Origin of the sequence: Parvimonas sp. D9, from assembly GCF_035282565.1 — a bacterium.
Lineage (GTDB): Bacteria > Bacillota > Clostridia > Tissierellales > Peptoniphilaceae > Parvimonas > Parvimonas micra.
Genome location: NZ_JAYKBM010000001.1, coordinates 76,631 through 90,467 on the forward strand (window position 1 = coordinate 76,631; position 13,837 = coordinate 90,467).

Annotated in this window: 22 protein-coding genes; all 22 read left to right on the top strand. The window is 30.2% G+C overall.

Features of this window, described 5'->3' with window-relative positions; all coding sequences use genetic code 11:
* Window positions 1-10 precede the first annotated feature (10 nt).
* The 22 genes from rpsN (at window position 11) to VJI94_RS00575 (ending at window position 13,835) form a co-directional block, all read left to right on the top strand.
* On the top strand, window positions 11-280 hold the full coding sequence (gene rpsN / locus VJI94_RS00470) for a 30S ribosomal protein S14 (protein WP_004833609.1): 270 nt from the start codon (window positions 11-13) through the stop codon (window positions 278-280).
* A 24-nt stretch (window positions 281-304) separates the two neighbouring features.
* Window positions 305-700, top strand: a complete 396-nt coding sequence (rpsH, locus tag VJI94_RS00475; RefSeq protein WP_004833608.1) for a 30S ribosomal protein S8 — start codon at window positions 305-307, stop codon at window positions 698-700.
* Window positions 701-733: 33 nt separating this feature from the next.
* Complete coding sequence (gene rplF, locus VJI94_RS00480; protein ID WP_324007955.1) at window positions 734-1,273, top strand: 50S ribosomal protein L6; 540 nt, start codon at window positions 734-736, stop codon at window positions 1,271-1,273.
* A gap of 16 nt (window positions 1,274-1,289) precedes the next feature.
* Complete coding sequence (rplR, locus tag VJI94_RS00485) at window positions 1,290-1,655, top strand: 50S ribosomal protein L18 (RefSeq protein ID WP_004833604.1); 366 nt, start codon at window positions 1,290-1,292, stop codon at window positions 1,653-1,655.
* A gap of 17 nt (window positions 1,656-1,672) precedes the next feature.
* Window positions 1,673-2,179, top strand: a complete 507-nt coding sequence (rpsE, locus tag VJI94_RS00490) for a 30S ribosomal protein S5 (protein WP_029948888.1) — start codon at window positions 1,673-1,675, stop codon at window positions 2,177-2,179.
* Window positions 2,180-2,193: 14 nt separating this feature from the next.
* The gene (rpmD, locus tag VJI94_RS00495; RefSeq protein ID WP_004833601.1) at window positions 2,194-2,373 is read left to right on the top strand and encodes a 50S ribosomal protein L30; all 180 of its coding nucleotides are present in this window, start codon (window positions 2,194-2,196) and stop codon (window positions 2,371-2,373) included.
* 13 nt (window positions 2,374-2,386) lie between these two features.
* A complete protein-coding gene (rplO, locus tag VJI94_RS00500; protein WP_004833599.1) occupies window positions 2,387-2,836 on the top strand; it encodes a 50S ribosomal protein L15 in 450 nt (149 codons plus the stop codon).
* Between the two features lies 1 nt (window position 2,837).
* Window positions 2,838-4,115 carry a preprotein translocase subunit SecY gene (gene secY, locus VJI94_RS00505; RefSeq protein ID WP_004833598.1) on the top strand — a complete coding sequence of 426 codons (1,278 nt, stop codon included), beginning with the start codon at window positions 2,838-2,840 and terminating at the stop codon, window positions 4,113-4,115.
* A gap of 17 nt (window positions 4,116-4,132) precedes the next feature.
* The gene (locus VJI94_RS00510; RefSeq protein WP_324007957.1) at window positions 4,133-4,783 is read left to right on the top strand and encodes an adenylate kinase; all 651 of its coding nucleotides are present in this window, start codon (window positions 4,133-4,135) and stop codon (window positions 4,781-4,783) included.
* An 18-nt stretch (window positions 4,784-4,801) separates the two neighbouring features.
* Complete coding sequence (locus tag VJI94_RS00515) at window positions 4,802-5,083, top strand: hypothetical protein (RefSeq protein WP_004833595.1); 282 nt, start codon at window positions 4,802-4,804, stop codon at window positions 5,081-5,083.
* A 12-nt stretch (window positions 5,084-5,095) separates the two neighbouring features.
* Window positions 5,096-5,314: a translation initiation factor IF-1 gene (gene infA, locus VJI94_RS00520; RefSeq protein ID WP_004833593.1), complete on the top strand. Its 219-nt coding sequence runs from the start codon at window positions 5,096-5,098 to the stop codon at window positions 5,312-5,314.
* A 16-nt stretch (window positions 5,315-5,330) separates the two neighbouring features.
* Complete coding sequence (rpmJ, locus tag VJI94_RS00525; RefSeq protein ID WP_004833592.1) at window positions 5,331-5,444, top strand: 50S ribosomal protein L36; 114 nt, start codon at window positions 5,331-5,333, stop codon at window positions 5,442-5,444.
* Window positions 5,445-5,467: 23 nt separating this feature from the next.
* On the top strand, window positions 5,468-5,836 hold the full coding sequence (gene rpsM, locus VJI94_RS00530) for a 30S ribosomal protein S13 (RefSeq protein ID WP_004833591.1): 369 nt from the start codon (window positions 5,468-5,470) through the stop codon (window positions 5,834-5,836).
* A 13-nt stretch (window positions 5,837-5,849) separates the two neighbouring features.
* The gene (rpsK, locus tag VJI94_RS00535; RefSeq protein ID WP_004833590.1) at window positions 5,850-6,245 is read left to right on the top strand and encodes a 30S ribosomal protein S11; all 396 of its coding nucleotides are present in this window, start codon (window positions 5,850-5,852) and stop codon (window positions 6,243-6,245) included.
* Between the two features lie 62 nt (window positions 6,246-6,307).
* Window positions 6,308-7,249: a DNA-directed RNA polymerase subunit alpha gene (locus tag VJI94_RS00540; RefSeq protein ID WP_004833588.1), complete on the top strand. Its 942-nt coding sequence runs from the start codon at window positions 6,308-6,310 to the stop codon at window positions 7,247-7,249.
* Window positions 7,250-7,267: 18 nt separating this feature from the next.
* Complete coding sequence (gene rplQ / locus VJI94_RS00545; RefSeq protein ID WP_004833587.1) at window positions 7,268-7,612, top strand: 50S ribosomal protein L17; 345 nt, start codon at window positions 7,268-7,270, stop codon at window positions 7,610-7,612.
* 255 nt (window positions 7,613-7,867) lie between these two features.
* Window positions 7,868-9,004, top strand: coding sequence for a cysteine desulfurase family protein (locus VJI94_RS00550; protein WP_029948893.1), 1,137 nt, complete (start codon window positions 7,868-7,870; stop codon window positions 9,002-9,004).
* 11 nt (window positions 9,005-9,015) lie between these two features.
* Window positions 9,016-10,218: an AI-2E family transporter gene (locus tag VJI94_RS00555; RefSeq protein WP_004833583.1), complete on the top strand. Its 1,203-nt coding sequence runs from the start codon at window positions 9,016-9,018 to the stop codon at window positions 10,216-10,218.
* A 9-nt stretch (window positions 10,219-10,227) separates the two neighbouring features.
* Window positions 10,228-12,834 carry an alanine--tRNA ligase gene (alaS, locus tag VJI94_RS00560; protein WP_004833581.1) on the top strand — a complete coding sequence of 869 codons (2,607 nt, stop codon included), beginning with the start codon at window positions 10,228-10,230 and terminating at the stop codon, window positions 12,832-12,834.
* Between the two features lie 15 nt (window positions 12,835-12,849).
* Window positions 12,850-13,101, top strand: coding sequence for an IreB family regulatory phosphoprotein (locus tag VJI94_RS00565; protein ID WP_004833580.1), 252 nt, complete (start codon window positions 12,850-12,852; stop codon window positions 13,099-13,101).
* 55 nt (window positions 13,102-13,156) lie between these two features.
* Window positions 13,157-13,582, top strand: a complete 426-nt coding sequence (gene ruvX / locus VJI94_RS00570) for a Holliday junction resolvase RuvX (protein WP_029948895.1) — start codon at window positions 13,157-13,159, stop codon at window positions 13,580-13,582.
* A 10-nt stretch (window positions 13,583-13,592) separates the two neighbouring features.
* Entirely contained in the window at window positions 13,593-13,835 is a 243-nt protein-coding gene (locus tag VJI94_RS00575) for a DUF1292 domain-containing protein (RefSeq protein WP_004833576.1), read from the top strand.
* The last annotated feature ends 2 nt before the right edge of the window (window positions 13,836-13,837 follow it).

Sequence of the window (13,837 nt, forward strand, 5' to 3'; positions counted from 1 at the left end):
AGGAAATTTAATGGCTAAAAAATCAATGGTACAACGTGAATTAAAACGTCAAAAGTTAGTTGAAAAATATGCTGCAAAACGTGCAGAATTAAAAGCCAAAGGGGACTATGTTGGATTAAGCAAATTACCAAGAAATGCTTCTCCAACACGTTTACACAACCGTTGTAAAATAACTGGACGTCCTCATGGATACATTGGAAAATATGGAATCAGCCGTATTGTATTCCGTGAATTAGCTTACAAGGGAGAAATTCCTGGCGTTAAAAAGGCTAGTTGGTAATATTAGATAAAGGAGGAAGCTTATATGATGACTGATCCTATAGCAGATATGCTTACAAGAATTAGAAATGGTAATAACGCAAGACATTCATCTGTTGAAATACCTGCATCAAAAATGAAGAAAAATCTTGTACAGATTTTATTAGATGAAGGTTTTATTGAAGGATATAATGTAATTGAAGATGACAAACAAGGAATCATCACAGTTGACTTAAAATATGGAAAAAACAACGAAAAAGTTATTTCAGGACTTAAGAGAATTTCAAAACCGGGTTTGAGAGTTTATGCTAGAAGCCACGAAATTCCTAAAGTTTTAGGAGGACTTGGAATTGCAATTATCTCAACATCAAAAGGAGTTGTAACTGATAAAGTTGCTAGAAAAGAAGGTATTGGTGGAGAGGTTCTTTGTTACGTTTGGTAACATTTTAAGGATTAAAACTAAGGAGGTAAACCAATGTCAAGAATTGGATTAAAACCAATTGTTGTTCCTGCTGGAGTTGAGGTAATCTTAGGTGGAGAAAACTTTGTTGAAGTAAAAGGACCTAAAGGAAAATTAAATCAACAATTAAGCAGAGAAATGAACATTAAAATGGAAGGAAATACAATAAGTATAGAACGTCCTTCCGAAATAAAAAGACATAAATCACTTCATGGTTTAACAAGAACATTACTTGCTAACATGATTGATGGTGTTTCAAAGGGATTTACTAAAACTTTGATTATTGAAGGAACTGGATATAGAGCAGCAAAATCTGGAAAGAAATTAACTTTAAACTTAGGATATTCTCATCCAATTGAAGTAATGGATCCGGAAGGTATTACTATTGAAGTTCCTGAACCAACAAAAATTGTGATTAATGGTATTGATAAACAAAAACTTGGAAACTTTGCAGCAAATATTCGTTCTTATAGAAGACCGGAACCTTATAAGGGTAAAGGTGTTAGATATGAAGGTGAATATATCAGACGTAAAGTTGGTAAAACTGGTAAATAGGAAGGAGTGAAATTTAATGTTAAAGCAAATTAACAAAAATGAAAATAGAAAAGCAAGACATGCTAGAGTAAGAAAAAAAGTTTCTGGAACTCCTGAAAAACCAAGATTAAATTTATATAGAAGTAATACTAATATATATGCTCAAATTATAGATGATACTAAAGGTGTAACTTTAGTTTCAGCTTCAACTTTAGATAAAGAATTAGCTTCATTAGAATCAAAATCAAATAAAGAGGCTGCTAAAGCTGTTGGTCTTGCAATTGGTAAAAAAGCGATTGAAAAAGGCATTACAGAAGTAGTTTTTGATAGAAGCGGATATTTATATCATGGAAAAGTTAAGGAATTAGCTGAAGGTGCCAGAGAAGCTGGACTTAAATTTTAGTATCAGGAGGGTAATTAATGGAACTTTTAATTAAAGAAGTAGAAGGATTAGAATTAGAAGAAAGAGTAGTTGCCATCAACCGTGTTACTAAAGTAGTAAAAGGTGGTAGAAACTTTAGATTTAGTGCTCTTGTAGTAGTTGGAGATGGTAATGGACATGTTGGTGTTGGTATTGGAAAAGCGCTTGAAGTTCCTGAAGCTATCAGAAAAGGTGTACAAGACGCTAAGAAACATGTAATTAGAGTGCCACTTGTAAATACTACAATTCCTCATGAAATTGTTGGGGTTTTTGGAGCAGGTAGAGTTTTATTAAAACCTGCTGGAGCCGGTACTGGAGTTATCGCTGGTGGTCCTGTTCGTGCGGTTTGTGAACTTGCAGGAATTAAAGATGTTAGAAGTAAATCTTTGGGAACTACTAATGCTAGAAATATAGTTAATGCAACTATGGAAGGGTTAAAGAATCTTAAAAGAGCTGAAGATATAGCTAGATTAAGAGGAAAATCCGTAGAAGAAATATTAGGTTAAGGAGGGCTTTTAAAATGGCAAAGCTCAAAATAACACTTAAAAAGAGTAAAATTGGTAGAATAGAAAAACATGTTAAAAATGTTGAAGCTTTAGGTTTAAAAAAAGTTGGTCAAACAGTTGTTAAAGAAGACACTCCATCAATTAGAGGTATGATCAATCAAATTAGTTTTATGCTTGAAGTTGAAGAAATTTAAGGAGGTATAAAGCGTGAAGTTACATGATTTAAGACCTGCTGAAGGTGGAGGCTCAAAGGCAAGAAAAAGACTTGGTAGAGGTTACGGTTCCGGACTTGGTAAGTACGGTGGTAAAGGACGTGACGGTCAAAATTCAAGATCAGGCGGTGGAGTAAGACCTGGATTTGAAGGTGGACAAATGCCACTATTTAGAAGGCTTCCAAAAAGAGGTTTTACAAATATTTTTGCAAAAAAATATGCAGAAGTAAATGTAGAACAATTAAATATTTTTGAAGATGGTACAGAAGTTACTGAAGAATTAATATTTGAAGTTAATTTAGCTAAAAAGGCAAAGGCAAAAGATGGTGTTAAAATTTTGGGTAATGGAGAATTAACTAAAAAGTTAACTGTATCTTGCAGTAAATTTACTAAGAGTGCTGTCGAAAAAATAGAAAGCACTGGAGGAAAGGTAGAGGTGATCTAGTATGTTCAAGACTCTATCAAATGCGTGGAGAATAAAAGAAATCAGAAGTAAAATGATTTTTACGCTATTGATGATTGTTGTTTATAGACTTGGTAACATTATTCCTATTCCTTTTATGGATAAAAATGTTGTTAATAAACTTATGAGCAGTAATGCTGGAGGTTTAGTGAATCTATTAGATTTACTTGCCGGAGGTAGTTTAAAACAAATGAGTGTTTTTGCTCTTAGTATTTATCCATATATTACAGCATCAATAGTTGTTCAACTTCTTACTATTGCATTTCCAAGACTTGGAGAAATTGCAAGAGATGGAGAAATGGGTAGAAAGAAAGTTGCAAAATATACTAAAATAGGAGCAGTAATTCTTGGAATTTTTGAAGCTATGGCAATAGCAAACGGATTATTTGCTAAGGCAATAGTTGCTAAAGGATATATTCAATCAGCATTAATTATTACATCTTTATTGGCTGGTTCAATGTTTTTAGTTTGGTTAGGTGAAATAATTACTGAAAAAGGAATTGGTAATGGTATCTCAATTATTATCTTCCTTGGAATAGTTTCAAATTTACCGACACAAATCGGAACCTTTATTTATGGAATTATGACTGGAACAGTTGGAATTTTGACAATAATAGGAATTGTGCTAGCAGCTGTTTTAATAGTTGTAATAGTTGTACTTATAAATGAAGGTGAAAGAAAAATAACAGTACAATATGCTAAGAAAGTCGTTGGAAGAAAGATGTATGGTGGACAAGCTACTCACATTCCTGTAAAGGTTAATATGAGTGGTGTAATGCCTGTAATCTTTGCATCATCTTTGTTGGCTATGCCACAAACTCTTTCATTGTTATTTTCTGGTGGAACTCCAAGTTGGATTAGTTCGTATTTAACTGTTGAAGGCTCAGTTGGTGTATATGTATATTCAATAATGAATTTTATATTAATAATATTATTCGGATTCTTTTATTCATCAATTCAGTTTAATACTGTTGAATATGCAAAAAATTTACAACAGTATGGTGGCTTTATTCCTGGAATAAGACCAGGAAAACCTACTGGAGAATATTTACAAAAAATATCAAATAGAATTACTTTCTCAGGTTCTATTATATTAGCATTAGTTGCTTCAGCTCCAATAGTTCTTTCTCGTTTGAGTGGAATGAAAATAAATTTTGGTGGAACATCAGTTATAATTATAGTTGGTGTTGTAATTGAAACAATGAAACAAATAGAATCTATGATGTTGATGAGACACTATAAAGGTTTTTTAAATAAATAGTTTATAGGAGATAAAATATGAGACTAATTTTGTTAGGACCCCCTGGAGCAGGAAAGGGAACTCAAGCGTCAAGTATCGTTGCGGAATATGGAATAACTCATATTTCAACAGGAGATATTTTTAGACATAATATTAAAAATGAAACAGAGCTTGGGAAAAAAGTAAAGTCTTACTTAGACAAAGGTCAATTAGTACCTGATGAACTTACTATTGATTTAGTTTGGGATAGACTTTCAAAGGAAGACTGTAAAAACGGATTTTTATTAGATGGTTTTCCAAGAACAATTAATCAAGCAGAAGCCTTACAAAAAGGATTAGAAGAAAGAGGTCTTAAACTAGATAAAGTTATTAACATTGATGTTGATAAAAATATTTTAGTAAAGAGACTTTCAGGAAGAAGAGTTTGTAAAAACTGTGGAGAAACTTATCATATAGATAATAAACCAACATCAAAAGATGGAGTTTGTGATAAATGCTCAGGCGAAGTTATTCAAAGGGCTGATGATAATGAAAAAACTGTATTAGATCGTATAGAAGTATATGAAAATCAGACTTTTCCACTAATTGATTTTTACAAGAATTTAGGATTGATTTTAACTGTTGATGGTACTTTGTCTATTGAGGATGTCTTTTCACAAATTAAGGAGTCTCTTTCTAAAAATGTCTAACATTTTGGAGAGTATACTATGGATCTAAATTTTGATTTTAAAGTAGGTCAGGTTGTAAAATCACTTAAGGGCCGGGACAAGGGCGAAGTAATGATCATAGTTGAGGTGGTAAGTTCATCATTAGTAAAAGTTGCTAATGGAAGTAACAGACCTCTTTCTAAACCTAAACTTAAAAAGTCAAAGCATTTGCAAATTTATAATGACGTGCTTAAAGATTTTAGTTTGAATCCATTATCATTTAATGATTCTAATTTGAGAAAATTATTAAAATCATATATACAGGATAATGTAGAAAAATAGGAGGTTCTTTAAATGTCCAAAAAGGATGTTATAGAAGTTGAAGGAACTGTTATTGATGCTATGCCGAATACTATATTTAAGGTTAAACTTGCAAATGGTCATGAAATAACAGCTCATATATCAGGAAAATTAAGAATGAATTATATAAGAATTCTTCCGGGTGATAAGGTATTGGTTGAACTTTCACCTTATGATTTAACAAAAGGAAGAATAACTTGGCGAAACAAGTAGCATAGGAGGGACTTAAATGAAAGTAAGACCATCAGTGAAAAAAATGTGCGAAAAGTGTAAAATCATCAGAAGAAAAGGTAGAGTAATGGTGATTTGTGAAAATCCAAAGCACAAACAAAAACAAGGTTAATGAAGATGGAGGTGTAGGTAACAGTGGCAAGAATTGTAGGTGTCGACTTACCAAGAGAAAAAAGGGTAGAAATAGGTTTGACTTATATCTATGGTATAGGTAGAAAGACTTCAAATGATATTCTTAGAAATGCTGGAATCAACCCAGATACAAGAGTTAAAGATTTAACTGAAGCTGAAGTTGCTTTAATAAGAGCTGAAATAGATAAATATCTTGTTGAAGGTGATTTACGTAGAGAAATCGCTATGAATATTAAGAGATTAAGAGAAATTAACTGTTACAGAGGAATCAGACATAGAAGAGGTTTACCTGTAAGAGGACAAAATACTAAAAATAATGCCAGAACAAGAAAAGGTCCAAAGAAAGTTTCTGGTACAAAAAAAGGTAAATAAGGAGGGATTTTAATTGGCAATTAAGAAACAAAAAGCTCGTGTTAAAAGAAGAGAGCGTAAAAATATTGAAAAAGGACAAGCTCATATCGTTTCTTCATTTAATAACACTATGGTAACTCTTAGTGACTTAAATGGTAATGTAATTTCTTGGGCTAGTGCTGGACAATTAGGCTTTAGAGGATCAAGAAAATCTACTCCATTTGCTGCACAACAAGCTGCTGAAGAAGCTGCAAAAAAAGCTATGGAACATGGACTAAAAGTTGTAGAGGTTTATGTTAAAGGACCTGGATCAGGTAGAGAAGCTGCTATTAGATCATTACAAGCTACTGGACTTGAAGTTAGTTTAATTAAGGATGTTACTCCAATTCCACATAATGGTTGTAGACCACCAAAGAGAAGAAGAGTGTAATTGTAAACTTTTAAAGGTATTTAAAAGTTTCAATATGAATTAGACTAAGGAGGATAAAGTCTATGACAGAAGATTTAAATACAAATATTGAAGTTTTAGATATAGATCTTGAGAAAAACTATGGTAAATTTGCTATAATGCCTCTTGATAGAGGATATGGTACTACACTAGGGAATTCCATGAGGAGAGTGCTTTTGGGTTCTCTTCCTGGATCTGCCATAGCAACTGTGAAGATTGATGGTGTTGGACATGAGTTTACAACTATTAAAGGTTCGATTGCTGATGTTCCTGAAATATTAATAAATATTAAAGGAATTGCATTAAAGAAATTTAATGATGAACCTGTAATATTAGAATTGAATGTGAAAGGTCCAAAAGTTGTAACAGCTGGAGATATTTCTGAAAATCAAAATGTTGAAATAGCTAATAAAGATCATTATATAACAACTCTTAATGAAGAGGGAGAAATTAGAATGGATTTGTTGGTCTTAAATGGTAAAGGCTACAGAGTTAGTGACTTGAATAAGGAATATTGTGATATTAATTCAATAGCGGTTGACTCTTCTTTTTCTCCTGTAAAAAAAGTAAACTTTATCGTGGGAAATACCAGAGTTGGACAAAGTATAGATTTTGATAAACTTGAAATTGAAGTTTGGACAAATGGAACAATAACTCCACAAGAGGCTCTTTCAACAGGTGCTGGAATTTTTATAGATTACTTAAGTCTATTTAGATCACTACCAGATATTAATCTTGATAATTCAAGTATAAAAGATGGTAAAATTTTAGATGCTAACGGTGTTTTATCAAAGAGTGTTGAAGAATTAGATTTATCCCTTAGAAGTTTTAACTGTTTGAAAAGAGCAAATCTTGATACAGTTAAAGACATTATTTCACAAGATATAGAACAACTGAAGAAAATTAAAAACTTTGGTAAAAAATCTGTAGAAGAAGTAGTAGATAAAATACATGAATTAGGATTAAAATTTTTAAATGAAGAATAAAAAAGAGGAGGTAGTACTTTGGCTAATTTAAGAAAACTTGGACGTAGAGCTGACCATAGAGATGCGATGCTTAGAAATCAAGTTCAATCTCTTATTGAAAACGGAAAGATTGAAACTACGTTAACAAGAGCAAAGGAAACTAGAAGAGTAGCTGAAAAAATGATAACTCTTGGTAAAAAAGGAGATCTTCATTCAAGAAGACAAGCCTTGGCTTATATTTATAAGACTGAAACAGTTCATAAGCTATTCGAAGAAATTGCTCCACTTTATAAAGAAAGAAATGGTGGATATACAAGAATATTAAAGCTAGGACCTAGACAAGGGGACGCAGCTGAAATGGCGATTTTAGAATTAGTAAAATAATTGCTTAAAAGCTAATATTAGATTTTAATAAAAGTTTACTAAAGGCACTGAAAATTCAGTGTCTTTTTTATGAGAAAATATATTGGATAACTCAAAAAATATATTCTAATTGATAAACGATAAGTGTAAAAATAAAAAATTTATTTACTAATCTTAGAAAGTTTTTAGGACTTTTTATTATGATTTCTTGTAATTTATAGCATTTTGGAGTATAATTATAGTGATATATTTTTTTAAAAATGGAGTTTTATGTATATGGATAATATTATTTATTTTGATAATTTTGCAACTACAAGTTTGAATGAAGAAGTTTTTGACTCAATGAAGAATTTTTTAATTTATAATTATTCAAATCCTTCATCTCTTTATGAATTTTCACAAAAGTCAAGAGTTGCTATTGAAAAATCAAGAGAAAATATTTCTAATTACATAAATGCGGATAAAAATGAATTGTTTTTTACATCAGGAGGAACTGAAGCAGATAATTGGGCTTTTATAGGAATGACTTTGTTTAAAGGGAGAAAAAACGGTCATATTATATTAACAGCCTTTGAACACTCTGCAATTTTAGAAACTGCAAAATTTTTGAAAAATAGAGGTTTTGATGTTACTTATATTTTTCCTGATAGAGATGGTTTTATAGATGCAAAAGATGTGACTGATGCTATAAGAGAAGATACTTTTTTAGTATCTGTTATGTATGTTAATAATGAAGTTGGAACTATTCAAGATATAAAGAAGATTTGTAGTTTTGTCAAGAAAAAAAATCCGAATATAGTTTTTCATACAGATGCAGTTCAAGCTTTATCAGAAATAAAAATTGATGTAAAAGATTTAAATGTGGATTTACTTTCTGTTTCCGGTCATAAAGTTCATGCACCTAAAGGAATAGGTGCATTGTACATAAAATCCGGGACAGAAATTGAAAATTTTATATTTGGCGGGAGTCAAGAGCGATCAAGGCGTGCAGGAACTGAAAATGTTGCAGGGATTGTAGGTTTTTCAAAAGCTATAGACATTTTAAGAGATTCCAGAGAGAAAAATGTTTCTAAAAGATTTGCTTTAAGAGAGTATTTTTTAAAAATCCTTAATGAAAACTTTAGTAGATTTAATATAAATGGTTCTCTTGAAAATAGATATTCCGGTAATATTAATATTTCTTTTCCCGAAGTAGATAAGGAAATGCTAATTATGAGTATGGATTTTAGAGGAATTTGTATTTCCGGAGGATCTGCATGCAGTAGTGGTGCTGTTGAAAAATCTCATGTTCTAGATGCTATGGGAATTGAAGAGGAATTAAAAAATAGCGCTGTTAGAATTAGTTTTGGTGAAAATAATACTTTTGAAGAAATAGATGAGTTTATTTTAGCTTTAAAAGAAATAATTGATTAGATGGAGGTAATATGTTAGATTTTAATTTAATTTTAAATATTACTATAAAAATTTTAGTTTCTATTTTGTTAATTGTTGGAATTTATGTATTCATCCAATTTTCAAATAAAAAATTAGAAAATGAAGATAAAATAAGGTTTAATAAGTTTAAAATTTTAAGAATAGTGTTATATGGGTTATCAGTATTTTTTATGATTTTTTTATTTAAGAATTATTCAATTTTAAGGATAACTTTAGTTACATTTTTGGCATCAGTTGTTATTGCATATATTTTAAATCCATTTATGAAGTTTTTTGAGAGAAAAAACATAAAGAGAATATATGCTATAATACTTATTTATATTATAATTGCTCTTGCTATTTTTGTTTTGGGGATAGGAATATTTCCTAGTACATTTAAGCAATTTAAACATTTATTGTTTTCTTTGCCTGATTTGGTCAAAAATTTTGTAGATTATAGTGACAGTATTAGAAAAAGTTTATTTACAGATACACCTTTTATTAATAATATGATAAGTAGTATAAATGGTCAACTTGTAAAAATTGCTAATACATTATTATCGTCTTCAGCATCTTGGGTAACGGGAATGGTTGCAGGCATTTCCGGTTTTATAGCAGTGATTATTCAGCTAATTTTAATTCCTGTAATAACATTTTATTTATTGCTTGAAAAAGATAAAATTTTAGAAGCAATAAGTAAAAGAGTACCTGATAGGTATGAAAATTTTTTAGTAAGAATTTGGAGAGAAATAGATGAATCATTATCCATGTTTGTAAGAGGTAGAATTATAATGGCTATATTTGTAGGAGTAGCTACTATGATTTATCTAATGCTTTTTGGAATTGAGTTCTCTTTTGTAATTGGAGTTATAACATGTGTGGCAGATATTATTCCATATATAGGGCCATTTTTAGGTTTTGTACCCGCTGTTTTACTTGCATTGTTCAAAGGTCCATTTACTGCATTTTGGGTTGCAGTACTGTTTTGCTTTGTTCAATGGCTTGAAAATAATATCTTAGGTCCAAAAATACTTGGAGATAGTACAGGAATGCACCCACTTATAGTTTTGATATTATTGATTATTGGTGGAGGAATGTTTGGCGTTTTAGGTATGATTTTCTCTGTACCGGTTGCTGCGGTTATAAAGATAATTTACAAACACACCAAGCCATATGTAAAAAAATATTTGTATAAAGATAAAATTGACAACTAAGAGGGATATATGAGAAGATTAGGATTAAATGAAATTAGAGAAGAATATTTGGAGTTTTTTGAGAGCAAAGGACATTTGCGTTTGAAGAGTTATCCTTTAATTCCAAATAACGATAAAAGTTTATTACTTATAAATGCAGGAATGGCTCCGTTAAAAGATTATTTTACCGGAGTTAAAAAGATGAGTAAAAATAGAGCTACTTCCAGTCAAAAATGTATTAGAACAGCCGATATTGACAACGTTGGAAAAACTCAAAGACATGGAACTTTTTTTGAAATGTTAGGAAATTTTTCTTTTGGAGATTATTTTAAGAGAGAAGCTATAACTTGGGCTTGGGAATTTTTGACAGAAAAGCTTGAAATGGATAAAAATTTATTGTCTGTAACAGTTTATGAAGAAGATGATGAAGCTTATGATATTTGGAGAAATGAAGTTGGACTTTCAGCTGAAAAAATTCAAAGACTTGGAAAAGAAGATAATTTCTGGGAATTAGAAGTTGGACCCTGTGGCCCATGTTCCGAAATTATGTATGATAGAGGAGAAAAATATACAAATCCGGATGATAGATTTATGGAAATTTGGAATTTAGTTTTTACTCAGTTTAATAAAGATAAAGACGGGAATTATCATAGATTAGAACATCCAAACATTGATACCGGAATGGGACTTGAAAGACTTACTCTAGTTTTAGAAGAAAAGGACAATATATTTGAGATAGGCTTGGTTGATACAATAATAAAGAAAATAGAAGAAATTTCAGGAGTTAAATATAAATCAAATGAAATTTCTGATATTTCCATAAGAGTAATTGCAGATCATGCTAGAGCTATGACTTTTTTAATCTATGATGGTGTAATTCCAAGTAATGAACAAAGAGGTTATGTTTTAAGAAGACTAATAAGACGTGCAGCAAGACATGGCAAATTGTTGGGAATTAAGGATAATTTCTTAGTAGATGTTTCAAAAGTTGTTATGGAAGCATATAATACGGAGTATCCTGAATTATTGGAAGATAGTGAAAGAATTTTTAAGATTTTAAATGCTGAAGAATCTAAATTTCAAGAAACAATAGAACAAGGTTTAGGTATTTTAAATTCTTATATAGAAGATGAAAAATCAAAAAATTCTAAGATTTTATCCGGAGATAAAGCTTTTAAATTGTATGATACTTATGGATTCCCATTGGATTTGACAAAAGAAATTTTGGAAGAACAAAAAATGACAGTTGATGAAGAGGCTTTTAATAAAAATATGGAAAAACAAAAAATTAGAGCAAGACAAGGAAGAAATGTTTCATCAGCGGGTTGGAGTGAAAAAAATACTGACTATTTAAAATCATTGGAAACTACTGAATTTTTAGGATATACAGAAAATGTATGTATTGGGAAAGTTATAAAATTATTTAAAGATGAATTGGAAGTTTCAATTTTAAATCAAGGAGATAAGGCACTTTTAGTATCTGATAAAACTGTTTTCTATGGAGAAGGTGGTGGACAAGTAGGAGATGTCGGAATTATAGAAGGTAAGCATTGTAAACTTAAGGTTTTAGATACTAAGAAAAACAAAAATAATGGAATTTTCCATAGTGTAGAAGTTATTGAGGGAAGTGTTAAGTTAAATGATGAATTGATATTTAAAATAGATGTAAATAACAGACGTGATATTATGAAAAATCACTCTGCAACACATCTTTTACATCAAGCATTGATTGAAGTTCTAGGAAATCATATTAATCAAGCAGGTTCGTTAGTAGATGCAAATAAATTAAGGTTTGATATCACTCATTTTGAAGCTATAAGTCCAGAAGATTTAAAAAGAGTGGAACAAATTGTAAATGATAAGATTGCTTTAAATCTTGAAACAATTATAAAAGAAGTGCCTTTAGAAGAATCTTCAAAAATGGGAGCTATTGGTCTTTTTGAAGATAAATATAAAGATATTGTAAGAGTGGTTTCATTTGGAGGTTGGTCAATAGAACTTTGTGGTGGAACACATGTAAAAAATGTTAGCGAAATTCAAATGTTTAAAATAATTTCTGAATCAAGTGTTGCTGCAGGAGTTAGAAGAATTGAAGCTATAACAGGAAGAAAAGTTTATGACTATCTAAAGAAAACTGAAAATCAAATTGAAGAAGTTTCAAATGTATTAAAATGTAAAAAAGCCGAAATGGTTTCTAAAGCGGTTTCTATGGTTGATGAAATTAAATCATTGGAAAAGGAATTAAAAGAAATTAAATTAGAAATAACTTTGAGCAGTTTAGACTCTTTTATAGCTGAAAAGAAGGAAATAAATGGAATTTCATTCATAGCTAAAAAAGTGGAATTTGAAAATCAAAATGATTTGAGAGATTTAATTGATAAATTAAGAGATAAATTGGGTACAAGTGTAATAGTATTTGCCAATGTTTATCAGGGAAAACTTACCTTTACAGTTGGAGTAAGTAAAGATTTGAATGCAAGAAAAATTAATGCAGGAAATATTGTTAGAGAAATTGCTAAACTTGTTGGTGGTAACGGTGGTGGTAGACCGGATATTGCATCAGCTGGAGGTAAGGACTTAGATAAAGTTGATTTTGCTTTGAAACAGGCAGAAGAGATTTTAAAATCTCAATTTTAAAATAGGAGGGATTATATGTCAAACGAATTTAATGAAACAATGAGAATTGAAATACCAAATGATAAGAAAAGTATTAAGGAAATAATAAAAATCGTGTATTCAGCACTCGAAATTAAGGGATATAATCCTAAAAACCAAATTATAGGATATATTCTTTCAGGGGATCCTACTTATATTACTAGCTATAATAATGCTAGAGGTTTAATTAGACAAGTTAGTAGAGATGAAATACTTGAAGAATTTTTAGAAAATTATATAAAAGATTAGATTTTTCCCGGCAAATTGTCCGGGCTTTTACATAATGCAATTAAAAGAGGTATTTATGAATAGATATATGGCTTTAGATGTAGGCGATAGAACTATAGGAGTAGCTGTTAGCGATCCTTTGTTTATTATGGCGGAAGGCTATAGTACAATTTTTAGGGAAAGTATTGAGAAAGATTTAGAATCTTTAAAAAACATAATTGTTAAAGAAAATATAATTAAAGTTGTTGTTGGACTTCCTAAGAATATGAATAATACAATTGGACCACAAGGCGAAAAAGTTTTATCTTTTGTAGACGAGTTGAAAGATTTTTTAGTTAAAAATAGTTTTGATATAGAAATAGTTATGCAAGATGAAAGACTTACAACCGTTAGCGCTGAAAGAATTTTAATTGAAGGAAATATGAGTAGAAAAAAGAGAAAAAAAGTGATAGATAAAGTCGCTGCCACTTACATTTTACAGTCATATTTGGATAGAAAATAGGAGTGATATTTTGGAGCGTTTTGAAGCTTTTGACGAAAATGGGAAAAAAATTATTTTTGAATTAGTTGAAACTTTTGGTATGAATGATAGTGAATATGCAGTTTTAAATTCGAATAATGATGTAAATACGTATATTTTGAAAATTATATATGATAAGGATGGAAACATTAATCTGGAAGGTATTGATGATGATGAACTTTCCGATGCGATAGAAATTTATGAAGAGTTAAAGTCAGAAAAAGAAAAAATTTAGAA